Raw genomic sequence first — 22214 nt, 5'->3', positions numbered from 1 at the left:
CCCTTTAATTCTCTGGCGGACCCGATTACCATCGGGACCGACCTCATCGGATTGGGTTCTCCGAGCCCGCCTGGGAGGTTCCCATGGGAAACACCAAGACTCACTTGGAGAGAGAGAGAATGACCTTTAAGACCACCAGGCTCCGGGACGCGATCACCTTCGCGCTCGCCGTGAGCGCCGCCGGTACGGGTGCTGCGTACGCGCAGAACACCACCGCCACCCCGCCCTCGACCGACACCAAGACCCAGGAGCTGGGCCGCGTCGAAGTGACCGGTTCGCGCATCCGCCGCGCCGAGTCCGAGACCTCGCAGCCGATCATTTCGCTCAACCGTGAAGAGATCCAGGCCCAGGGCCTGACCTCGGTCGGCGACGTGATCCAGAACCTCGCCGCCAACGGTTCGACCCTCAACACCACCTTCAACAACGGTGGTAACGGCGAAACCCGCGTCAGCCTGCGTAACCTCGGTTCGAACCGCACCCTCGTCCTCGTCAACGGCCGTCGCTGGGTCGGTGGCACGGGCCTCGGTGGCGCGGTCGACCTCAACACCATCCCGACCGCCGCGGTCGAGCGCATCGAAGTCCTGAAGGCCGGCGCCTCGTCGATCTACGGCTCCGACGCGATCGCGGGCGTGGTCAACGTCATCCTGCGTACGGACTACCAGGGCGCCGAGCTCAACGGCTACCTCGGCATGTTCGACAAGGGCGACGGCTTCCGTCAGTCCTACGACTTCACCATCGGCACCTCCGACGACCGTTTCAGCGCCATGTTCGGCGCCGGCTACGTCAAGGAAGAGCCGGTCATGGCCGGCGATCGCGAGATCTCGGCTGAGCCGACGTATCACACCGGCGTGGCGTTTGGTTCGTCCACGACGCCGGCAGGCCGCTTCGCGCTCTGCACGGGCACCTACTCGGCAGCAACCGGTTGCTCGGTGGGCGAAACCCGTCCGAACGGCACCGCTGGCCAGTTCACCTACGACCCGGGCAAGAGCGGTCTGAACTGGCGCAATCGCACCGGCGCCGACCTCTACAACTTCGCGCCGGACAACTATCTGCTGACGCCGCAGGAGCGCAAGTCGATCTTCGGCCGCGCTTCGGTCAACCTGACGGACAACGTCAGCGCGTTCATCACCGCGACGTACAACAACCGTCGTTCGGAGCAGCTGCTCGCCGCGATGCCGATCGTCCTGGGCTCGGGCCCCGGCGCGAATACGCAGTCGAAGCAGATCACGATCTCCCGCTTCAGCATGTACAACCCGTTTGGCGCGGACGTCACGCGTATCCAGCGTCGTGCGGTCGAGACGGGCGGTCGTTCGTTCAACCAGAACGTCGACACGTTCGGCTTCAACGGCGGCCTGGAAGGTTCGTTCGAGCGCTGGAACCGTTACTTCACGTGGGATGCGGGCATGGTGTATGGCCGCAACGACGAGAACGACACGACCTACGGCCTGTTCAACGTCCTTGCTCTCCGCAATGCGCTCGGTCCGTCGGAAATGCGCAATGGCGTGCCGACCTGCGTTGTCGCGCCGGGTGGCGCGGCGATCCCGGGCTGCGTGCCGCTCAACCTGCTCGGCGCGCCGGGCGTGATCACGCCGCAGATGCTGTCGTACTCGTCGTTCGTCGCACACGACGAAACCGCGTACAAAATGAAGGACTACTACGCCAACATCACCGGCGAAATCGCCGAGCTGCCGGGCGGCATGCTGGCGTTCGCAGCGGGTGTCGAGCGTCGTACGGAGTCGGGCTACGACTCGCCGGACGCGCTGATCGCCTCGGGCAACACGACGGGCAACGCGCGTACGCCGACCAGCGGCGGCTACTCGATCCAGGAAGGCTACGTCGAACTGTCGGTGCCGCTGCTCAAGGACGTGCCGTTCGCCAAGCAGCTCGAGTTCGACCTGTCGTCGCGCATTTCGGACTACAGCAACTTCGGCCAGACCACGAACTCGGCGTTCGGCTTCAAGTGGCGTCCGGTTGACGAGCTGATGGTCCGCGGCAACTGGGCCGAAGGCTTCCGTGGCCCGTCGATCCTCGAGCTGTACCAGGGCGTCGCCGATTCGTTCCCGACCATCGCCGATCCGTGCTCCACGACGTTCGGTGGCCGCTACAACATCCTGACCCCGGAACAGCGCGCGCGCTGCACGGCGCAGGGCGTCCCGGCCGGCGGTTACGACCAGGGTAATGCGCAGATCCGTATCAGTGTCGGCGGCAACCCGAACCTGCAGCCGGAAACGTCGACCACCAAGACCCTCGGCGTCGTGTGGAGCCCGAAGTACGTTCCGGGTTCGTTCGACGTGTCGCTGGACTGGTGGCGCATCGAGCTGCGTAACGCCATCACCAGCTTCTCGGGCCAGGACATCCTGAATCGCTGCATCCTGCAGGGCCTCAGCAACTACTGCACGCTGTTTAACCGCAACGGCACGGGTCAGATCAATGACCTGCTGTCCGCCGGTCTGAACATCGGCGCGCAGAACGTCGAAGGCTGGGACCTGACGGCGAACTACAAGCTGCCGGAGCAGAGCTGGGGCAAGCTGTCGTTCTCGCTTGACGCGACCTACCAGTCGCTCAACGAGATCGACGACAACAACGACGGCATCATCGACGGCAACGACAACGGCAACAACGTCGCCAACTACACGCAGAACAACAATCAGTGGCGCATCCGCGCCAACATGATGACGCGTTGGGAGAAGGGTGACTTCGGCGCCACGTGGTTCACGCGCTTCTACTCGCGCCAGGAAGAGTCGTGCCCGTTCTATTACAACGACTACGGCTTCGGCGAGCTCTGCAACGCGGCTGTGACGGACCCGACCACGGGTGCGGTTGATCCGGTGCTGTCGCGGAACTACATCGGTGCGACGACGTATCACGACGTGTCCGTGTACTGGAAGGCGCCGTGGAACGCGAAGATCACGGTCGGTGTTAACAACGTGTTCGCCAAGGATCCGCCGCTGGTGTTCAACGCGTTCGCCAATACGTTCGATCCGCAGTACGAAGTTCCGGGCCGTTTCTTCTACATGTCGTACAACCAGAAGTTCTAATCTGGCGCTCCATCGCAACACCCGCTACGGCCCCGAAAGGGGCCGTAGTTTTTTTTGTGCGCCCTTGCAGCACATGGTGGCGGTTGGCAACATCCGCCCATGGCATCCGAAGATCTCCCCGAGCAGGCTGAACTCGCGTCGATGTTCGCTGTGCCGCTGGCGCAGGCGCGCTTTCACGAGCATCTCGAAGTCAACGCCGCTCTGAAGGCGCTACTTCTCGAACGCGAGAAGGATCCCCGCTTCGCCAATGACAATCCGTCACTCAAGCAGCAGGCGGGTGTATTCGAGAGCCAGTTCAATTTGTTTTCTTGGCCAGAAGCGTGCGTCCAGAAGCTGCGGGAGTTCTGCTGGACTGAACTCGGGCGCACGATCCAGACGATCAACGGCTATACGTCGGCGGAGATGGCCAACTTCCGCATCTATTCGCATACGTGGTTCCACATCACCCGCAGGCCGGGGTTCGTGATCGCGCACACGCATCCAATGGCGTCGTGGTCGGGTGTCTATTGCGTGAGCGAGGGCGAGCCATCGGCGGCCCACCCGGAATCGGGCGTGTTGCGATTCCACAACCCGCACTACTACAGCAACATGTTCCTGGACGCGGGCAATGCTCGGCTGCAGGCGCCCTACCACCACGGCACCTGGAGCATCCGCCTCAAGGCGGGCCAGCTCGTGCTGTTTCCGTCGTGGGTATCGCACGAGGTGTTGCCTTTCTATGGCAGCGACGAGCGCATAACGATCGCCTTCAACTGCTGGTTCGGCAGCAAGAACGGCTGATCAGACCGGTAATATCTCGTCGTAAGCCGGTTGAAGCGACGCGCGTAGCGGCCCGAGATGGCGCTCGTAGTTGCGCCAGACCTGCCCTCGATCCTTGCGGAACCCCTGACGCGCCGTACCCGCACTGGGCGTGGCGACGGTGCCCGAGCTGCGTTGGATATCGACCATCCCGTCCTCGAAGACAAGACCGCAATGCGACGCGACGCGACGCGCCATGGCCTCGGGATCTGCGATCAACTTGTCGTAGCTGATGTCGAGCACACGGCCCGGTAGCACGCGTCGCCAGTGCGCCATAGTGCGCCGATACAGAAGATAGAAGCCCGCGAGCTCGTCCGAAGCGTAGGAATATTGCGCAGCGCCGGAGAAAAGCTGCCTGAGGTTGGAGAAACAGGTGTCCATCGGATCGCGCACCAGGTGCAAGAAGCGCGCCTGGGGCATCGTCTTGGCGATCAGTCCTACATTGAGGAAGTTCTGCGGAAGTTTCTCGGTGAAATACGGCTTGCCGCGGCCGAGCCATTGCGCGCGCCGCGCGTAGCCGCGTGCCACCGCATCGAAGTCGGCGTCCTTCGCCGCGTGGATGAACGTAGCATCCGGCCCGGCGGGCGTTGCGCGGTCAACGGCCAGTTCCAGTTCTGCGTGGAACGCCGACGTCTCGCCCGCATCACCCACACGACTGTGGCCGGATAGCATGCGCTCGAGCAGCGTCGTCCCCGATCGATGCATGCCGACTATGAAGATCGGGACGATGGGCTGTTCGACGCTGCTGGTCTCGCCCACGAACTGCGCCGTGCAGGTTTCCACGATCGCGTCGACCAGTGCACGGTCCGACGACAGCTGATACGGCATCTGCTTGCGCTTGGCGGCACAACCGCGCGCGAGCGCATCCCATGCTTCGTCGTAACGCTTGAGCTCGTGCAACTGCTTGTGGAGTGCGAACGGCAGATAGATCTCACCGTTCCCGCCGGGACGCGCAAGCTTGAGCTGCTCACGGAAGCGCTCGACGTAGTTGCGTTCCTCGGTTGCAGGACGTACGCCGGCGAGCATCATCGAATTCTGGAACAGCAGCGGATCCGATCGCAGCGACGCTTCATAGCACGCTTCCGCGCGATCAAGCTCGCCGCGGAAGTAGTGGAAATTGCCGCGGACGTGCAGGCAAGCGGCGTCCGTCGGCTTCTTCACGAGACCCCGCTCGACCAGCGCGACCGCCGGGTCATGGGCGCCGATCGAGCTCAGCATGACCGCAGCTTTCGCGATGATGTCGGCGGGTGCCTCGAGGCCGAACGACGGCGTCGCGAGGCACTGCTCGAGCGCTTCGAATTCGTGGAAATATCGTAGCCGTTGCGCAATCCCGAACAGCACGGGGGCAATCGGCGGCCGGAACCGAAACGCCTCCATCGCCGCGTCATGGGCGTCGCGGTGACGATTCAATCCAGTGAGCGCGGAGGACAGGCCGACGAGTGCAGGGGCATGCCTCGGGTCAATTGCCAGAGCCTGCCGATAGCTGATTTCGGCGCGCTTGAAGTTTTTGCGATCGAGGGCCTGCTCACCGGCCATCCAGAGCTGATTCGGGTGCATCGTCAAGACCGGTCAGGTCGACGCCGCGGCCGTCAGGGGCGACCGGGAGCCGAGATTACGTGCCGCATCCGACATATGCGGCGCGACGTGTTGATCGAACCATGCCCGCGCTGCGTCGAGTTCACGCGCGTAATGCTGCGCGATTGCGGCGGCCTCGCGGGCACGCACCGCTGCATCGTACGCGACGTCCATGGCCTTCGCGTTGCGGGACGCAACCTGGGCTGCGCGCTGGCGAATGGCGGCCGCGTCGGGGGCGTCGCCAAGCCAGACGGCAGTCGCGACAGCGATCTCCCCCGGATGCGCATAAAGGTCGGCGGCATCCAGCGTGCGAAGCCGGTCGCCTGCGTGATTCAACAGCTCCGCGCAGACCTCGCGCTGGGCCGCCCACTGCAACGCGACCGCTTCCAGGAGGTCGGGCGCGGCGAATGCGGCCCGGGGCAATCGCGCGCCGAACGGTGACGCGTTGAGCGCACGCTCGGCCAGTTCGGGCACCTTGGCGTGCGTCTCCGGCGTCTTCTTGATGTTGGAGATCAGGAAGTCATCCAGCGACGAGGTGAGAATCACACCGCGAGTCGCGGGCGCAGCGTCGAGCAGCTCGCGGCCGACGTTGAGTGCCGCATGCGTAGGTTTGATGACGACCCGGCCGTCCTCGCTCCACGAGCGCCCGAGCAGGCGCACCGCGGGATCGACGAGACCATCGACACTCCATCCACCGCGACGTGCGTCGCCGAGGCGACGCAACACCAGCGGCTCGCGGAGCACCGTGCGCGCCGTCCCGTGCAGCGCGCGGGCGAGCAGCGTTGATCCGCAGAACGAGGTATGGAACAACCAGCCCACGCGCGCTGGAGGCGGGAGCACTGGAAGCTGGTCGACCGGCACGCGCTCGAGCACGCCGATCGACGCCTCGATGCGCGTGTCGAGAAACGACGAGCGCTCCACGACGTCGGGCGCGATCCGTGCAAATCCGAACCACCGCTCCGGCACGTGCAGGTCGACGGGGAACCAGCTCGCCTCGTCGAAATCCACGCGACTCATCCCGTCGCGCCCGTCCGCAGGAGCTTCAGCGCGAAGGTGTAGCGCGGGTGGTAGCAGATGCGGTTGGGGGGACGACCGACGTGCTTGATCGCGCCGTCGAAGATCACCAGCCGCCCGGGCGACGGACGCACAGCCGCGGCGATTTCATCGGCGGAATCGAAGAACACCGTTTCGCCGCCCCACTCCACGTCCCACTGCTCGCACATGTACCAGAGCGCGGTGAGGTCCTTCTGATCGGGCAGGCAGTCGACGTGGGTGAACAGCATGTCGCCGTAGCTGGCGACGTTCGTGTACGCGCGATGCACGTCGTAACGATGCGCCGGGTGCAGCGAATGCACCGCGTCGAGCGTGAGCTGGAAGATGGGCTGCTGGCGCAGCGCGTCGACGCGCGTCTCAGTCACCCAATGGCGATAGCCGGCGGTGTCGGGGCGCGCGACTTCGGTGCGCGTGAACGCGGCGCGCGCGAGACCCTGCTCGTACGCGCCCGCATTGGGCAGCAGCCCATCAAAGATGTGGATGGCCCGTCCGTCCACCGAGAACGAACGGGCCGGTTTCAGCGGTTGCGTGGCGGTCATCCGCCAAGCATAGCGGCGATCCGCTGCTGCTCCTCGTGCAACGCCTGCGGCATGCGCGGGCCGTATTCGCGCAGGTAGTTGCCGATGCTCGTGAACTCGGTGGTCCAACCCGCGTGGTCGAAGCCGAACAGCTTGGCGCGGGATTCATCGGAGAGCTGCACGCCGTCGAGGTTCAGGTCCTGCTCGCGCGGCAGTGCGCCGATCGGCGTCTCCGTCGCATCCGCCTGCCCTTCGACGCGCTTGATCATCCACTCCAGCACGCGGAGGTTGTCGCCGAATCCGGGCCACAGGAACTTGCCGTCGTCGCCCTTGCGGAACCAGTTGACGTGGAAGACCTTCGGCAGCTTGTTCTGTCCGTTGTCGAACGACAGCCAGTGCGCGAAGTAGTCGGCGAAGTTGTAGCCGCAGAAGGGCTTCATCGCCATCGGGTCGCGACGCATGACGCCGACGGCGCCGGTCGCCGCGGCCGTGGTCTCCGAGCCCATCGCGGCGCCGACCAGTACCCCGTGCGTCCAGTCGCGCGCTTCGAACACCAGCGGGACCAGCGACGCGCGACGGCCGCCGAACACGATCGCGCTGATCGGCACGCCGGTCGGATCTTCCGCGTGCTCGCTGTAGCTCGGGCACTGCTTGGCCGACACGGTGAAGCGCGCATTGGGATGCGCCGCCGGGCCCTTGTTGAAATCGTAGTCATTTCCGCGCCAGTCAAAGGCGGGCGTGCCTTCGTCGAGGCCTTCCCACCACGGCTGGCCGTCTGCCGTCAGACCGACATTCGTGAAGATGGTGTTCTTGCGGATCGTGGCCAGCGCGTTCGGATTGGACTTCGCCGACGTGCCCGGCGCGACACCGAAGAAGCCGGCCTCCGGATTGATCGCATACAGGCGGCCGTCCGGGCCCGGGCGCATCCAGCAGATGTCGTCGCCGATGGTCCAGACCTTCCAGCCGTCCTGGCGATAGCCCTCCGGCGGGATCAGCATCGCGAGGTTGGTCTTGCCGCAGGCCGACGGGAACGCCGCGGCGATGTAGTGCGTCTCGCCCTGCGGGTTCTCGATGCCGAGGATCAGCATGTGCTCGGCGAGCCAGCCTTCCTGACGGGCCTGGTGCGAGGCGATGCGCAGCGCGTGGCACTTCTTGCCGAGCAGCGCGTTGCCGCCGTAGCCGGAGCCGTACGACTTGATCGTCAGCTCTTCCGGGAAATGCATGATGAAGCGGCGGTTCGGGTCGAGCTCGCCGGTCGAATGCAGGCCACGCACGAACGTGCCTTCGCGCTCGATGCGCTGGAGTGCGGCCTCGCCCATGCGCGTCATGATGCGCATGTTGGCGACGACGTACGGGCTGTCGGTGATCTCGACGCCGCAGCGCGAGATCGGCGAATCGATCGGACCCATGCAGTACGGAATGACGTACAGCGTGCGGCCTTCCATGCAGCCGTCGAACAGTGCGTCCATCTGCGCGTGGCCGTCGGCCGGCGCCATCCAGTGGTTGTTCGGGCCGGCGTCGTCCTGGTTGGACGTGCAGACGAAGGTGAGGTGCTCGACGCGCGCGACGTCGTCCGGATGCGAGCGGTGCAGCCAGCTGCCCGGGTTCGTCTGCTCGTTGAGGCGGATCAGCGTGCCGTCCTTCTCCATCTTCGCGACGAGTGCGGCGTTCTCGGCGTCGCTGCCGTCGCACCAGTGGATCGCGTCGGGGCGCGTAAGCGCGGCGACGTCGTCGACCCAGCGACGCAGGCTGTCCAGCGTGGTTCCGCGGCCCTGCACCTCGGGGGTGCGTTTGTCGACGTCCTGGACGAGGGCGTTCATGCGGGAACCTCCTTCAATTGCGAATGGGAAAGCGGGTGCGGCGATCCCCTACGGGATCAGCGTGGCCATCATGTGCTCGACGAACGCCTCGAACTCGTCGCGCGGCAGGCGCGTCTGGTTGAGCTGGAGGTTGAGCTGCAGGAAGCCCACGTAGGCGGCGTACGCGAGGCGCGCGCGGTTGAGCGCGGCGTGCGGGTCGAGGCCGGCCTGGCGGAAGGAGGCGGCCAGCCATTCGAGGCGGCGCTGCGAGACGCGGCCGATGACGGGCGCGACGATCGGGTGGTCCAGCGCCTTGAGCAGCGCCGAATAGATGATGTGCGAGGTGACCTCGTGCGCCACGACGTCGAACAGCTGGCGAAGACGCTGACGGGGATCGGCGATCTGCTCGAGCTGGCCGAAGATGGCCTCCTGCTCGGTCTTCTCCCAGCGCTCGAGCGCGGCGACGAGCAGCGACTCGCGAGACGGGAAGTGCCAGTAGAAGCTGCCCTTGGTGACGCCGAGACGGCGCGCCAGCGGCTCGACCGCGACGGCGGCGACGCCCTGTTCGGCGATGAGGTCGAGAGCGGCTTGCGCCCAGTCGTCGGCGCTCAGGCGCCCCGTGCGGTCGGACTTGGCCGGCGTTTCGGTCGTCATGGGGGCAGTGTATCCGTACGGGTCCGGCCGGGACAGTATGCGGACAACGATCGGACATTCCGGCCGCGAAATGTCCGTTGACAGCGGTCGGGAAACGTTACCATACTCGCCCGTATGTCGGGTGTTTCATGCTGCCGTTTGAATGCCGCGCCCGACCGCCACCGCCAGCCCGAAACCCCGCGCGGACGCCCGTCCGCTGGAGCGCTCCAATGAGCATCGCCGCACCCTTCCTCGTCCTGCTGATCCTCGGCGGCGTGGCCGCCTACCACCGCATGCGCCTCGCGCCGTGGGTCGCAATCTCCGTTGTCGGCCTCGTCGCGGCCTGGCTGGTCGGCGCGAACTCGACGGCGACCGCCGTCGCCGCCGTCCTCTTCGCGATCATCGCGATCCCGCTGCTCGTGCCCGCGCTGCGCCAGGCGCTGGTCACCAAACCGCTCTTCGGCTTCTACAAGAAGATCCTGCCGCCGCTGTCGGAGACCGAGCGCGTCGCGCTCGAAGCCGGCACGGTCGCGTGGGAAGGCCAGCTGTTCTCGGGCAAGCCGGACTGGAACGTCCTGTTCTCGCAGCCGAAGCCGACGCTGCGCGAAGACGAGCAGGCCTTCCTCGACGGCCCGGTCGAGGAACTGTGCCGCATGGTCGACGACTGGTCGATCACGCACGTACACGCCGACCTGCAGCCGGAGCTCTGGGACTACATCAAGCGCAACAAGTTCTTCGGCATGATCGTGCCGAAGGAGTACGGCGGCCTCGGCTTCACCGCGCTGGGCAACCACAAGGTGATCGAGAAGCTGGCGTCGATCTCGTCGGTGGTCAGCTCCACCGTCGGCGTACCGAACTCCCTGGGCCCGGCCGAGCTGCTGATGCATTACGGCACCCAGGAGCAGAAGGACTACTACCTGCCGCGCCTCGCCGACGGCCGCGAAGTGCCGTGCTTCGGCCTCACCGGCCCGTGGGCGGGTTCGGATGCCACGTCGATTCCCGACTACGGCATCGTGACCATGGGCGACTGGAACGGCGCGCGCGTCGTCGGCGTCAAGCTCACCTTCGACAAGCGCTACATCACGCTCGCGCCGGTCGCGACGCTGATCGGCCTCGCCTTCCGCATGTACGACCCGGACGGCCTGCTCGGCGAGAAGAACGACATCGGCATCACGCTCGCGCTGCTGCCGCGCGACACGGCGGGCGTGGAGATCGGTCGCCGCGCGATGCCGCTGAACTCGCCATTCCAGAACGGCCCGATCCGTGGCAAGGATGTCTTCATCCCGCTCCGCCAGCTGATCGGCGGCGAGGCCTATGCGGGCAAGGGCTGGCAGATGCTGGTCGAGTGCCTGTCGATCGGTCGCTCGATCACCCTGCCCTCCACCGCGTCGGGCGGCTCGCGCCTGGGCGCGCGCGTCACCGGCGCATATGCACGCATCCGCAAGCAGTTCGGCCTGTCGGTCGGTCGCTTCGAAGGCGTCGAGGAAGCGCTCGCGCGCATCGGCGGCAACGCGTACACGATCACTGCGCTCGCCGAAGCTTCGGCCGCAGCGGTGACGCGTGGGGAGCTGCCGGCCGTGCCGTCGACGATCGCCAAGTACCACTGCACCGAGATGGGCCGCGAGCTCGTCAAGGATGCGATGGACATCCACGGCGGCAAGGGCATCATCCTCGGGCCGAAGAACTACCTCGGACGCGCGTGGCAGGCGTCGCCGATCGGCATCACCGTCGAAGGCGCGAACATCATGACGCGCTCGCTGATGATCTTCGGCCAGGGCGCGATCCTCTGCCATCCGTGGGTGCTCAAGGAGATGAAGGCCGCGAACAACCCCGACCGCGCGCAGGGCCTGCGTGACTTCGATTCGGCGCTGTTCGGCCATATCGGTTTCGCGATCAGCAACGCGGTGCGTTCGCTGTGGTTCGGCATCACCGGTGCGACGATCGGTGCGGCGCCGGGCGACGACTACACCAAGCGCTACTTCCGCAAGCTCAACCGCTACTCGTCGGTGCTCGCGCTCATGGCCGACACCTCGATGCTGCTGCTCGGCGGCAAGCTGAAGTTCAAGGAGTCGCTGTCGGGCCGCCTCGGCGACGTGCTGAGCCAGCTGTACATCTCGAGCGCGATGCTCAAGCGTTATCACGACCAGGATGCGCCGACGGCCGATCGCCCGCTGCTCGCCTGGGCGTTCCACAACTCGATGCACAAGCTGGAGCTGTCGCTGTCGGCCGCGCTGCGCAACTTCCCGGTGCGCCCGGTCGGTTGGCTGCTGTGGGCGCTGGTGTTCCCGTTCGGCCGCCGCGCCGTTGCGCCGAGCGATCGCCTCAGCCGCAAGGTCGCGTCGATCCTGATGACGCCGGGCGAAGCGCGCGACCGCATCGGCCGCGGCGCCTTCCTGACGCCGGGTCCGCACAACCCCGCCGGTCGCATCGACAGCTACCTCCCCGCCGTCGTCGCCGCCGAGCCCATCGAGCGCAAGTTCCAGAAGGCGCTCAAGGGTCACGAGGTGGAAGCGCATGACTTCGCGTCGCAGCTCACGCTGGCGGTCGAGCGCGGCTGGATCACGGCGGACGAGCGTCGCCAGCTCGAGCAGCTGCGCGAGATGACGATCGACACGATCAGCGTCGACGACTTCGAAGCGTCGGAACTGCGCTCGTCGGGTTACGCCGCCGTGGTAAATCCGGAAGGCCAGCGCGTCGCGGCCTGATCGCATCGGAATGTTGAATCACGACGGCGGGCTCGACCCGCCGTCGTCGTATCGGGAGTTCGCATGAACCTGCTCGCCCTGCATCGCCGTGTGACGCGCTGGCCGCTCGGCACGTGGCTGTTCTCGCGCGCCGTCTGCTTCAAGGCGCCCTACTTCGCCAGCATCGCGCCGCGCGTCGATGCGCTGGAGCCGGGACGCTGCGTGGTCTCGTTCCGACACCGACGCGCAGTCACGAACCACATCGGCACCGTGCATGCGATCGCGTTGTGCAATGCCGCCGAGCTGGCGGCTGGCCTCGCGATCGAAGCCGGTCTGCCCCCGACGCTGCGATGGATTCCGAAAGGCATGCAGGTCGAATACCTGCGCAAGGCGATGGGGCGCATGACCGCCACGGCGACCGTCCGCGGCATCGTCGACAGCCGGCAGACGGGCGACGTGCCCGTGGTCGTGGAGGTGCGCGATCCCTCCAACGAGATCGTGGTCCGCGCAGTGATCGGGATGTGGGTTTCGGCGCGACCGACGGGCGACGCCTGACGCTCAGCGCGTGGCGCGCAGCGTCAGTCGCGAGATCTCCGGCGGTACGCCGAGGCGCATGGGCAGGATGCTCGTACCGATGCCCGGGGAGACGAACAGCTCGCGACCGTTCTCGGAATAGAAGCCGCGGATGTAACGGTTCTCCGGCTTGCCCCACTTCGCGGGCTGCCCCACGAAGGGCAGCGAAATCTGTCCGCCGTGCGTGTGCCCGGCCAGCAGCAGCGATGCACGCAGGGGAATCTCGTCGAGGAGCACTGGGTTGTGCGTGAGCGCGATCGCCGGCGCGTCGTCGTTTACACCCGCGAAGGCCTTGTGCACATCGTGCTTCGCGGTCCAGAAATCACCGACGCCGACGATCCACAGCGGGCAGCCGCGGATCGTGGTGCGCGTCGATTCGTCCTCGAGCACGACGACGCCCGCGGCTTCCAGCGCGCGTCGCACCTGCAGCCCACCCTTCCACCAGTCGTGGTTGCCGAGCACGGCGTAGACCGGCTTGCGCGCGGTGAGTGCACGCCAGCGCGGCGCGCTTACGTCGGCGGGAATGTACTTGCCGCCGAGCACGCTCAGGATCACGTAGTCGCCGGTCATCACGACCGCATCGGAATCGCTCGCGACGAGTTTCGCGATGACGCGGTCCAGATTCTCCAGCCCGTTGTTCGGCGAACCCGTATGGACATCGCTGACGTGATCGAGGCGCAGGCCTTCGCACGCGGCCGGCCAGTGCGGTATCGCGATCGTGTAATCACGCTCGACCAGCTCGCGTGGTTCGACGAACACGCCGTAAGCGATGGCGGCGAAAGCGATCGCCACCCAGGCAAAGAAGAGGCGCCGCGCCCAGTGACGGAGCGCCGGCCTCATGTGCGGCGCGACACCGGCGTGACCAGATCGCGGACGCGTGACAGGCGCCAGCCAATCGCGGCGGCCGCGGCAGCCGCGGCCAGCCCGATCGACGCGACGCCGCCGACGCTCGCGCCGAGGGTCTTCATGCCATTCATCGTGAGCGCCACCAGAAGGTCACCGAATCGCCACACCGCCGTGTCGACGGCGTTCTGGCCCTTGTAGCGCTCGCTGCGCGCGACCTGCGTGAACAGCGCATGCCGCGACGGTTCCGCAAGTCCGTAGCCCAGCGCGCGACTCGCGATCGCAGCGACCGCCACTGCCGGCATCGTTCCCACCAGCGGCGCGTACGCATCCGATGCGAACACGACCAGCGCCAGCGACACCATCGCGACCGCAGCCCACAGAATCAGCGCGCGGCCGGGTCCGATCAACGGCATCAGCCACCACGTCACGCCCACCTGCAGGAGCATGGTGAACACGTTCGACGCCAGGTCGACGGTCGCGGCGAACGCGGTGCGCGCTTCGCCAGTCGCGAACGTCGCGCCGCTGTAGTCCGCGAGCAACGCGTAATTGATCGTGCCGATGCCGTCCGCAAGGATCAGCAGGATCGCCATGTTGCGCATGAACGGGCTGGCGAAGACCTGCTTCAGGCCATCAAGCATCCCGCCACCGAGCGGTGCATCGTCCAATGTTTCAGGACGTTGCTCATCGCGTGCCCAGCGACCGAGCACGATCGAACATATCGTCGCCACAGTCAGCAGCGTGGCCGACACGCCGAGCAGCGGCGCGATGCCGACGACACCGACGAGCGACCTGGTGATCACCGGCCCAGCCAGCGCGCCCGCGGTGCCCGCGAAACCGATCAGCGGGAACAGCCTGCGCGCCTGCACCGGCGACCAGATGTCAGACATGAACACCCAGAACACCGACACCACGAACAGGTTGAACACGCTCACCCAGACGAAGAACACGATGCCGAGCGTGCGCGCGTCGAGCGCATCCTGGTGCGCGAAGAACGGCATGAAGCCGAGCAGGCAGGCCACGAACACGCCGTACACCACCGGCACCATCACGCGACGCCGCCAGCGCGACACCAGCGCGGCGAACAGCGGCGTGAGCGCGAGCGTCGAAATGAACGTGGCGAGGTAGAACCACGGCAGCTGCGTCGAGCCGACCGCCGCGGATAACTGCTCGCGCACCGGACGGATCACGTAGTACGCGGTGAGCACGCAGAAGAAGTAGGCGAGCGAGACCAGTAGCGCCGGCCATTCGCCGCGTCGCACGCGTCCCTGCTCGGCCGGGGACTGCTCGGGATCCGCGCTCATCGATCGCTTCCGGTCGGGGATGCGCACCGTACCGTCCGCGCGGCCGCACCGCCACCCTGCCCGCTATGCTGGGTCGACGCACCGGGAATGGGTCATGTACGACTACGTCATCGTCGGCGCCGGCTCGGCCGGCTGCGTGCTCGCGAACCGCCTGAGCGAAGACTCGTCGGTGCGCGTGCGCTGCTCGAAGCCGGCCCGCGCGACCGCCACCCCTTCATCCACATGCCCGCGGGCATCGCCAAGCTGGTGAACGTGCGGCGCCTCAACTGGGACTACAGCACCGCGCCGGAAGCCGCGCTCGCCGGTCGCCGCCTGTGGTGGCCACGCGGACGCGTGCTCGGCGGCTCCAGCTCGATCAACGCCATGTGCTACATCCGCGGCAATCCCGCCGACTACGACGACTGGTCGCGCGATGGCGCGACCGGCTGGTCCTGGCGCGAGGTCTTGCCCTACTTCCTGCGCAGCGAACACAACACGCGTGGCGCGAGCGCCCTGCACGGCGATGCAGGACCGCTGTACGTCAGCGATCTGCGCCACGTGAATCCGCTGTCGCGCGCGTTCGTCGACGCTGGCGCGCAACTCGGCTTCGCGCGCAACGACGACTTCAATGGCATCACGCAGGCGGGCTTCGGGCTGTACCAGGTGACGCAAAAGGACGGGGCGCGCTGTTCCAGCGCCGTTGCCTACCTGCGCCCGGCGTTGCATCGTCCCAATCTCGAGGTCCGTACCGGCGCACTGACTACGCGCGTGCTGTTCGATGGACGACGCGCCTGCGGTGTCGAGTACGCCATCGGCCGCCGTGTGCAGCGTGTCGACGCCGCGCGCGAAGTGCTGCTCTGCGGCGGCGCGATCAACTCGCCCCAGCTGTTGCTGCTGTCCGGTATCGGCCCGGCCGATGCGCTGCGTGCGCACGGCATCGACGTACGTCACGACGCCCCCGGCGTCGGCGCCAACCTGCAGGACCATCTCGACATCTGCACGCTGCACGCGAGCACCCAGCGTGTCACCTACGATCGTGTGAGCGACGCGCGCATCGCCTTCGATTATTTCCTTCGCGGCCGTCGCGGCCCCGGCACGTCGAACATCGCCGAGGGTGGCGCATTCGTGCGCTCGCCGCTGGCGCCGGATGAACGGCCCGACATGCAGCTGCATTTCGTCCCCGCGCAGCTCGACGATCACGGGCGTCATCGTCTGCCGGGCGACGGTTACACGATCCACGCCTGCTTCCTGCGTCCGCGCAGTCGTGGCGTCATCGAACTGGCATCTGCCGATGCATCGCAGCCGCCGCGCATCCGCGCGAACTACCTGTCGGATGCCGACGGCTTGGACCTGCGGATGATGCTGGAGTGCGCGAAACTGTCGCGCGAGCTGCTGATGCAGCCCGCGTTCGCGCCCTATCGGGGCGCCCCGGTGGTGCCGCGCCGCAATGATCTCGACGACACCGCGCTCGTCGATTTCATCCGCGCGAAGGCCGAGTCCGTCTATCACCCCGTCGGCACATGCCGGATGGGCAGCGACGCAGCGAGCGTCGTCGACCCTGCGCTGCGCGTGCGTGGCGTCGACGGCCTGCGCGTCATCGATGCGTCGGTGATGCCGCGCCTCATCGGCGGCAACACGAACGCGCCGACCATCATGATCGCGGAGCGCGCCGCGGACCTGCTTCGTGACGAGGCGACGCACGCTGCATGAACGATCTTTTTACAAATCGCTGACGACTGCCGAACGCGGAGCGGCGCGACCATCGCGTCTGCGGCCGCTGTTCGCCCGACGGTGAACGAAACGTCCCGAAGCGACCGGTTCCACGTCACTGTTTCCGAGGAAAAACATGAATATGAATGTGTTTCCTCTGGCTTCACTTGATGACGACGTTATGATCCAGTGGTGAACGTTTCGTGGAAGTCGCGCACATGACCGAAGCCTCTGCTTCCCGCATCCGCCGCCGTGGTCTGCATGTCGGCGCGCTGGCTTTCCTGCTGCCGCTCGCACTCGGTACGGGTGCGGGCGCACAGACCCAACCGCCGACCTGGACGCCGCCCGTTGCGACGCCGGCCGCGATGCCGCAGGTCGTGCACAACCCACTGCCGATCGCAGCCGACTTCAACGTCGCGCAGATCGAGTCGCTGGCGCAGTCGCTCGTCGCGGACCAGAAGGTGCCGGGCCTCGCGATGGCGATCGTGCACAAGGGCCGCATCGTCAGCGTGCGTGGTTACGGCATCACCGACATGTCGGCCGCCGAGCCTGTCGACGCGCACACCGTGTTCCGTCTCGCGTCGCTGTCGAAGGCATTCGCCGGCACGCTGACGGGCATGCTCGTCACCGACGGCTCGCTGCGCTGGGACAACAAGGTCACGCAGTACCTGCCGAACTTCCAGCTCAGCGATCCGAACGCGACGCAGGCGGTGACGGTCGCGAACGTGGTGAGCCAGAGCGTCGGCCTGCCGCGCAATTCGCTGGATCGCGACCTCGAGTCGTACGTCCCCTATTCGACGCTGACGCAGCGCCTTGCGAACGTGCCGCTCGCGTGCGCGCCGGGTGCGTGCTACGGCTATCAGAACGTTGCCTTCAGCCTGATCGGTGACGTCGTGTTCGCGGCGACGGGTCAGTTCTACGGTCAGGAAGTGCAGCGCCGCATCTTCAAGCCGCTGGGCATGAACGACGCGAGCGTCGGCATGGAAGGCCTGGAGTCGAGTCCGCGCTGGGCGCATCCCCACGTGCGTGGTCGCGGCGGCTGGGTGTCCGTGATGCCGAAGACGCCGTACTACCAGGTGCTGCCGGCCGCAGGCGTCAACGCCAGCGCGACCGACATGGCGCAGTGGCTGATCGCGCACACGGGCTATCGCCCCGACGTGCTGCCGCCGTCGCTGCTCGCCACGCTTCACACGCCGCGCGTCGACACGCCGGGCGAGATGCGGGCCTCCGCATGGCGTCGCGAGCGTCTGAACTCCGCCGGCTACGCGATTGGCTGGCGTGTCTACAACTACGCCGGCAACACGCTGGTCTTCCACGGCGGCGCCGTGCAGGGCTATCGCGGCGCGGTAGCGATGCTGCCGGATCGCGACTTCGGCGTCGCCCTGCTCTGGAACAGTGAGAGCTCGCTGCCGTCCGCGCTGGTGCCGACCATCCTCGACCGCGCGCTCGGCATCCAGGGCAGCCGCTGGATGAAGGAAGACTTCGACGAGCCGACCCAGTTCGTGCAGAACGACGAAGACCAGTCGGGCGCCAGCACCGCGAAGTCGACCGCCGCGCCTCACTGAGTGCGCGAGTTTCGGGGTTGAAAGACGGTCGGCGAATGCCGGCCGTTTTTCTTTGGGGTGCGGGAACGTTCTAGCGGGATATTCGCGACGGACCGCACGGGCATAAGGCGCTTGGACGCTCGCTGAAGCACGCGTCGCGCGGTTCGTGTGCGTGTGCGGGTACGGGTGCGCAAACACGGCACAGGTGCATCACGTCGCGCGTCGGCGTCCTGAAGGGTGACCTCACGGGGGCGTGCCTGGTCCTTCCGTGCACCCGGGCGCGAGCAGCGATCGCGAGGCAGCGGCACGCCCACCACGGCGACTCATCGGCGCGCACTGCCGGTCGGATCCGCGTTGGAGCGAGCGGCGGCTCAACCCATGCGGCGCGCTTGCAGAATGGTCCACCGCTTCCCTATCCCGACTGCAGCCGCCTTCTCGAAGACGTGCCCGAGCTGCAGGGCAAAGGTCGAAGCGTTCCGGTCGACGGCGACCGCCGCTCGATCCACATGGGGTTCTGCACAGCGCACTGGCTGATCGGAAAAACTCCAACGACCCACGCACCTCGACCGAGCAGCAGCTAGGGCGCGCCCGTACGACTGCTCCTTTCGCTTGCCATCCGTCGCGCGCGCGCCGCAGTCGACGGGCGCGTCGATGGCAAGCACGCCAGTCCGCGTCGCGGGCACGGTGCCGCGCCTCGCCGCATCGAGGACGTGGCGGCCTCTATCGGCTCGTCGCGCCGATCGCCCGCTCAGCTTGATCGCTCGACGGCCAAATTGATCCGATGGCATTCGACGCAGCCGTACGATCGTCAAAAAAAAAACTCTCCCCCGCCTGGGCTGCGGGAGAGAGTCGGTTTGTCGCGGTAATCGGGTGTTTCTGTTCTTCTTAGATCATCGGCGCCGGGGTCGGCGGCATGGCGGCCGGAGCCGACGCGCGACGACGGGTTGCCTTGCGAGCGCCAGCCTTCTTGGCGGTCTTCTTGGCGCCGGCCTTCTTGGCCGTCTTGCGAGCGCCGGCCTTCTTGGCGCCAGCCTTCTTGGCGGTGGTCTTGCGCGCGCCAGCCTTCTTGGCAGTCTTGCGGACGGCCTTCTTCGCGCCGGCCTTCTTGGCGGTGGTCTTGCGGGCGCCAGCCTTCTTGGCGGTCTTGCGGACAGCCTTCTTGGCGCCAGCCTTCTTGGCAGTCTTGCGGACGGCCTTCTTCGCGCCAGCCTTCTTGGCGGTCGTCTTGCGCGCGCCGGCCTTCTTGGCGGTCTTGCGGACAGCCTTCTTCGCGCTGGCCTTCTTGGCGGTCTTGCGGACGGCCTTCTTAGCGCCGGCCTTCTTGCCAGCAGCCTTCTTGGTCGCCTTCTTCGCGGTGGACTTCTTGGTGGCTTTCTTCGTGGCCATGGGGTGGCTCCTCGTTTAGTGGTCTATCGGGGTATTGCCCAGTTCAAGACAACGTCGCGGGAACAGCCCAGCGACTGGCCACCGCATCCTGGAACCGATGCGGTGGAAGCAGCGGCGGAACACTTTCGCGCCCGCCGAAATCGACAGCACCTGTCTGTTCTGCACGTTCGATGCGCCCATGAAAAAGCCCGGCCCGCCAGCGGCGGATCGGGCTGCTTCGGAATGCGTCGAACGTTTTCGCGAGGGAAACGGATCCTGCGTCCACCGGTTTTGAGGTCCGGGCGGAGTTCCGTTTTGTGGTGCGCGTTGTCGCGTCGTTTTTTGCCACTCGCTTATGCAGGTTTCGCTGCTGGGGCGAAACCTAATCACGGTTTTTTGGTGTGTCAACAACTTAGGCGAAATTTTTTTCGGGGTGGTCGGACGGGGGCGCCGACCGCGCCGCACGATGACGCATCGCTGGACGCGATCCGATTCGATGCAACGAACGCGCATCGAATCGCGCGTCGAAAAAAAACGTCTTGTTTAAAGGCACTTCTTTTCGACGCATGCACGAAGCGGTCGCACGCAGTGCGACGTCGCACACCCGCGCTCGCACCCCAAACGGGAGCCGAACGGACGGCTTCGCGGGCGTGTGCGCGGCGCGAAGAAATCCGACAACTGGCGCGTCGCACCACCCCGATTGCGCGAATTTGCGCGAACTGTCGGCGCCCTCGACGGAGCGTTCGGGACGGTCGACGAGACGCGATCGCGGTGTCGCGAATCGTCTTCGACGCATCGTTCGACGTCGCTGAGCGACCGCATCGCGTGTCGCGAACGGGCGCATCGATGAGGTCGCGCCATCACTCGCGCGACGTGTCCGAGCGTCGGTGCGCTGGCGTGGGTCGATGCCGGTGCGTCGCGATCACGACCCGCGCGCCATTGAACTGCGTGGCGCGTCACGAGTGTCGGCGCGCCACCGCCGACCGGTGCCGACGCACTCGCGCGCGACGAGCGCGACTCCGCACATCCACGCGGCGCTCGCTCGCCGCGACGTCGGCACGCCCCCAAAAAACGAAGAAGGCCGCGGACTTCCGCGGCCTTCCCGAGATTCCACCTGAGCGATCGCTCAGTGATCTTCGTCCAGCTGCTCGGCGTAATCGTCGGGCTCGAGCAGGTCGTTGAGCTGCTCGGCGTCCTCGATCTCGAGCTGGTACAGCCAGCCTTCGCCGTACGCGTCTTCGTTGATCGTTTCCGGCTTGTCGGTCAGCGCGGAGTTCACCGCGATCACCTTGCCGCTGACCGGCGCGTAGACGTCGGACGCCGCCTTGACCGACTCGACGACGGCACAGGCGTTGCCCGCTTCGACGCGGTCACCGACGCTCGGCAGTTCGACATAGACGAGGTCGCCGAGCAGTCCCTGCGCGTGGTCGGAAATACCGACGGTGACTTTGCCGCCGCCTTCGACGCGGGCCCATTCGTGGGTCTTGAGGAACTTCAGGTCGCCAGGGATCTCGCTCATGGGTGCTCCGGTGCGTCGTGGGGTCGCGTGGGGTGGATGCGATGCGCGGCTAGTTTAGCCAAGCGATGCGGACGCGGCAGCCGCTCGTCCGCACGCTTTCGGATCATGCGTCGGGAACGAGGTTCTGGCCTTCGCGCACGAACGGATATTTGACGACGCGCACCGGCACTTCGCGACCGCGGATGTCGACGCGCACATCGCCGGTCTCGCCCGCCGGCACGCGCGCGAGTGCGATCGCCTTGCCGATGGTCGGTGAGAACGTGCCGGAAAGAATCTCGCCCTCGCCCGCCGCGGTGATGACCTTCTGGCCGTGACGCAGCACGCCCTTCTCGTCCATCACCAGCCCGACCATCTGGCGCGCCGTACCTTCGGCGAGTTGCTTCTCGAGCGGCGCGCGGCCGATGAAGTCGCGGCCTTCGTCCATCGACACGGTCCAGGCGAGACCCGCTTCATAGGGCGAGACGTCCTCGTCCATGTCCTGGCCGTAGAGGTTCATGCCGGCTTCGAGGCGTAGCGTGTCGCGTGCACCCAGGCCCGCCGGCTTGACGCCCGCTTCGACGAGCCGATCCCACACGCGCACGGTCTGGTCGGCGGGAACAAGCACTTCGAAACCGTCCTCACCGGTATAGCCGGTACGCGCGACGAACAGTTCGAGGCCGTCGTCGGTGATGCCCGTCGCCGCGGCAAAGCGGCCGACCTTCTCGACCGCCGCACGATCGGATTCGCGCAGCAGGCCGATCACCTTGGCGCGCGCGTTGGGACCCTGCACCGCGATCATTCCGTAGTCGTCGCGCTCGGTGACGCTGACGTCGAACGCGGCCGCCTGCTGGCGGATCCACGCGAGGTCTTTCTCGCGCGTGGCGGCGTTGACCACCAGCCGGAAGAACGACTCGTCGAGGAAGTAGACGATGAGGTCGTCGATGACGCCGCCGCGCTCGTTGAGCATGCAGGTGTACAGCGCCTTGCCCGGCTTCTTGAGCTTGTCGACCGAATTGGCGACGAGCCGGCGGAGGAACTCGCGCACGCGCGCGCCCTTCAGGTCGACCACCGTCATGTGGGAGACGTCGAACATGCCGGCGTCGCGACGCACCTGGTGGTGCTCGTCGATCTGCGAGCCGTAATGGATGGGCATGTCCCATCCGCCGAAGTCGACCATCTTGGCGCCGTGGGCGCGGTGGGTCTCGTTGAGGACCGTCTTGTTCGTCATGGCGGGATCGCGGCGTGGGTGAGCCGGCGATTATCGCGGATTGCCAGCGGCTGATCGCACCGCGCCTCGACTTGT

General features: G+C 66.5%; 15 protein-coding genes and 1 pseudogene. 6 read left to right on the top strand and 10 right to left on the bottom strand.

Going from position 1 to position 22214, the window contains the following annotated elements:
* Positions 1-119 precede the first annotated feature (119 nt).
* Positions 120-3038 (top strand): TonB-dependent receptor, encoded by a 2919-nt coding sequence (locus DWG18_RS02955; protein ID WP_115645258.1) that lies wholly within the window; start codon positions 120-122, stop codon positions 3036-3038.
* 99 nt (positions 3039-3137) lie between these two features.
* On the top strand, positions 3138-3815 hold the full coding sequence (locus tag DWG18_RS02950; protein WP_115645256.1) for a putative 2OG-Fe(II) oxygenase: 678 nt from the start codon (positions 3138-3140) through the stop codon (positions 3813-3815).
* Here the strand turns inward: DWG18_RS02950 and DWG18_RS02945 are convergent, their stop codons facing one another.
* Genes DWG18_RS02945 through DWG18_RS02925 form a run of 5 tightly spaced genes read right to left on the bottom strand, consistent with a single transcriptional unit; the run spans position 3816 to position 9432 of the window.
* Entirely contained in the window at positions 3816-5390 is a 1575-nt protein-coding gene (locus DWG18_RS02945) for a sulfotransferase (RefSeq protein ID WP_115645254.1), read from the bottom strand.
* 12 nt (positions 5391-5402) lie between these two features.
* Positions 5403-6425 carry a hypothetical protein gene (locus DWG18_RS02940; protein WP_115645252.1) on the bottom strand — a complete coding sequence of 341 codons (1023 nt, stop codon included), beginning with the start codon at positions 6423-6425 and terminating at the stop codon, positions 5403-5405.
* Entirely contained in the window at positions 6422-7000 is a 579-nt protein-coding gene (locus tag DWG18_RS02935; RefSeq protein WP_115645250.1) for a 2OG-Fe(II) oxygenase, read from the bottom strand. The genes DWG18_RS02940 and DWG18_RS02935 overlap by 4 nt, the downstream gene beginning before the upstream one ends.
* Positions 6997-8799, bottom strand: a complete 1803-nt coding sequence (locus DWG18_RS02930; RefSeq protein ID WP_115645248.1) for a phosphoenolpyruvate carboxykinase (GTP) — start codon at positions 8797-8799, stop codon at positions 6997-6999. The genes DWG18_RS02935 and DWG18_RS02930 overlap by 4 nt, the downstream gene beginning before the upstream one ends.
* Positions 8800-8847: 48 nt before the next feature.
* Positions 8848-9432, bottom strand: a complete 585-nt coding sequence (locus DWG18_RS02925; RefSeq protein WP_115645246.1) for a TetR/AcrR family transcriptional regulator — start codon at positions 9430-9432, stop codon at positions 8848-8850.
* 209 nt (positions 9433-9641) lie between these two features.
* Between DWG18_RS02925 and DWG18_RS02920 the strand changes: the two genes are divergently transcribed.
* Together DWG18_RS02920 and DWG18_RS02915 are read left to right on the top strand one after the other, a co-directional pair.
* A complete protein-coding gene (locus DWG18_RS02920) occupies positions 9642-12116 on the top strand; it encodes an acyl-CoA dehydrogenase (protein ID WP_115645244.1) in 2475 nt (824 codons plus the stop codon).
* Positions 12117-12179: 63 nt separating this feature from the next.
* A complete protein-coding gene (locus DWG18_RS02915) occupies positions 12180-12650 on the top strand; it encodes a hotdog fold domain-containing protein (protein WP_115645242.1) in 471 nt (156 codons plus the stop codon).
* Between the two features lie 3 nt (positions 12651-12653).
* Here the strand turns inward: DWG18_RS02915 and DWG18_RS02910 are convergent, their stop codons facing one another.
* Positions 12654-13508, bottom strand: a complete 855-nt coding sequence (locus DWG18_RS02910; RefSeq protein WP_115645240.1) for a metallophosphoesterase — start codon at positions 13506-13508, stop codon at positions 12654-12656.
* Positions 13505-14815 carry an MFS transporter gene (locus DWG18_RS02905; RefSeq protein WP_115645238.1) on the bottom strand — a complete coding sequence of 437 codons (1311 nt, stop codon included), beginning with the start codon at positions 14813-14815 and terminating at the stop codon, positions 13505-13507. The genes DWG18_RS02910 and DWG18_RS02905 overlap by 4 nt, the downstream gene beginning before the upstream one ends.
* Before the next feature lie 94 nt (positions 14816-14909).
* Between DWG18_RS02905 and DWG18_RS02900 the strand changes: the two are divergent.
* Positions 14910-16504, top strand: a pseudogene (locus tag DWG18_RS02900) (choline dehydrogenase).
* 218 nt (positions 16505-16722) lie between these two features.
* Complete coding sequence (locus tag DWG18_RS02895; RefSeq protein WP_115645236.1) at positions 16723-18069, top strand: serine hydrolase domain-containing protein; 1347 nt, start codon at positions 16723-16725, stop codon at positions 18067-18069.
* An 864-nt stretch (positions 18070-18933) separates the two neighbouring features.
* On the opposite strand, the gene DWG18_RS02890 is transcribed toward DWG18_RS02895, so the two are convergent.
* The 3 genes from DWG18_RS02890 to gcvT form a co-directional block, all read right to left on the bottom strand.
* Positions 18934-19434, bottom strand: coding sequence for a histone (locus tag DWG18_RS02890; protein ID WP_115645234.1), 501 nt, complete (start codon positions 19432-19434; stop codon positions 18934-18936).
* 1105 nt (positions 19435-20539) lie between these two features.
* Entirely contained in the window at positions 20540-20932 is a 393-nt protein-coding gene (gene gcvH / locus DWG18_RS02885; protein WP_115645232.1) for a glycine cleavage system protein GcvH, read from the bottom strand.
* Positions 20933-21035: 103 nt separating this feature from the next.
* Positions 21036-22139: a glycine cleavage system aminomethyltransferase GcvT gene (gene gcvT, locus DWG18_RS02880; RefSeq protein ID WP_115645230.1), complete on the bottom strand. Its 1104-nt coding sequence runs from the start codon at positions 22137-22139 to the stop codon at positions 21036-21038.
* Between the last annotated feature and the right edge of the window lie 75 nt (positions 22140-22214).

Origin of the sequence: Lysobacter sp. TY2-98, from assembly GCF_003367355.1 — a bacterium.
Classification (GTDB): Bacteria; Pseudomonadota; Gammaproteobacteria; order Xanthomonadales; family Xanthomonadaceae; genus Cognatilysobacter.
The sequence above is the reverse complement of the archived record's forward strand: the minus strand, read 5'-3'. Positions and strand labels throughout refer to the sequence as shown.

What these genes read in the sequence shown, in the direction of transcription:
- DWG18_RS02955 (WP_115645258.1), top strand. Translation starts at nt 120, where the DNA reads ATGACCTTTAAGACCACCAGGCTCCGGGACGCGATCACCTTCGCGCTC.
- DWG18_RS02950 (WP_115645256.1), top strand. Translation starts at nt 3,138, where the DNA reads ATGGCATCCGAAGATCTCCCCGAGCAGGCTGAACTCGCGTCGATGTTC.
- DWG18_RS02945 (WP_115645254.1), bottom strand. Translation starts at nt 5,390, where the DNA reads ATGCACCCGAATCAGCTCTGGATGGCCGGTGAGCAGGCCCTCGATCGC.
- DWG18_RS02940 (WP_115645252.1), bottom strand. Translation starts at nt 6,425, where the DNA reads ATGAGTCGCGTGGATTTCGACGAGGCGAGCTGGTTCCCCGTCGACCTG.
- DWG18_RS02935 (WP_115645250.1), bottom strand. Translation starts at nt 7,000, where the DNA reads ATGACCGCCACGCAACCGCTGAAACCGGCCCGTTCGTTCTCGGTGGAC.
- DWG18_RS02930 (WP_115645248.1), bottom strand. Translation starts at nt 8,799, where the DNA reads ATGAACGCCCTCGTCCAGGACGTCGACAAACGCACCCCCGAGGTGCAG.
- DWG18_RS02925 (WP_115645246.1), bottom strand. Translation starts at nt 9,432, where the DNA reads ATGACGACCGAAACGCCGGCCAAGTCCGACCGCACGGGGCGCCTGAGC.
- DWG18_RS02920 (WP_115645244.1), top strand. Translation starts at nt 9,642, where the DNA reads ATGAGCATCGCCGCACCCTTCCTCGTCCTGCTGATCCTCGGCGGCGTG.
- DWG18_RS02915 (WP_115645242.1), top strand. Translation starts at nt 12,180, where the DNA reads ATGAACCTGCTCGCCCTGCATCGCCGTGTGACGCGCTGGCCGCTCGGC.
- DWG18_RS02910 (WP_115645240.1), bottom strand. Translation starts at nt 13,508, where the DNA reads ATGAGGCCGGCGCTCCGTCACTGGGCGCGGCGCCTCTTCTTTGCCTGG.
- DWG18_RS02905 (WP_115645238.1), bottom strand. Translation starts at nt 14,815, where the DNA reads ATGAGCGCGGATCCCGAGCAGTCCCCGGCCGAGCAGGGACGCGTGCGA.
- DWG18_RS02895 (WP_115645236.1), top strand. Translation starts at nt 16,723, where the DNA reads ATGACCGAAGCCTCTGCTTCCCGCATCCGCCGCCGTGGTCTGCATGTC.
- DWG18_RS02890 (WP_115645234.1), bottom strand. Translation starts at nt 19,434, where the DNA reads ATGGCCACGAAGAAAGCCACCAAGAAGTCCACCGCGAAGAAGGCGACC.
- gcvH (WP_115645232.1), bottom strand. Translation starts at nt 20,932, where the DNA reads ATGAGCGAGATCCCTGGCGACCTGAAGTTCCTCAAGACCCACGAATGG.
- gcvT (WP_115645230.1), bottom strand. Translation starts at nt 22,139, where the DNA reads ATGACGAACAAGACGGTCCTCAACGAGACCCACCGCGCCCACGGCGCC.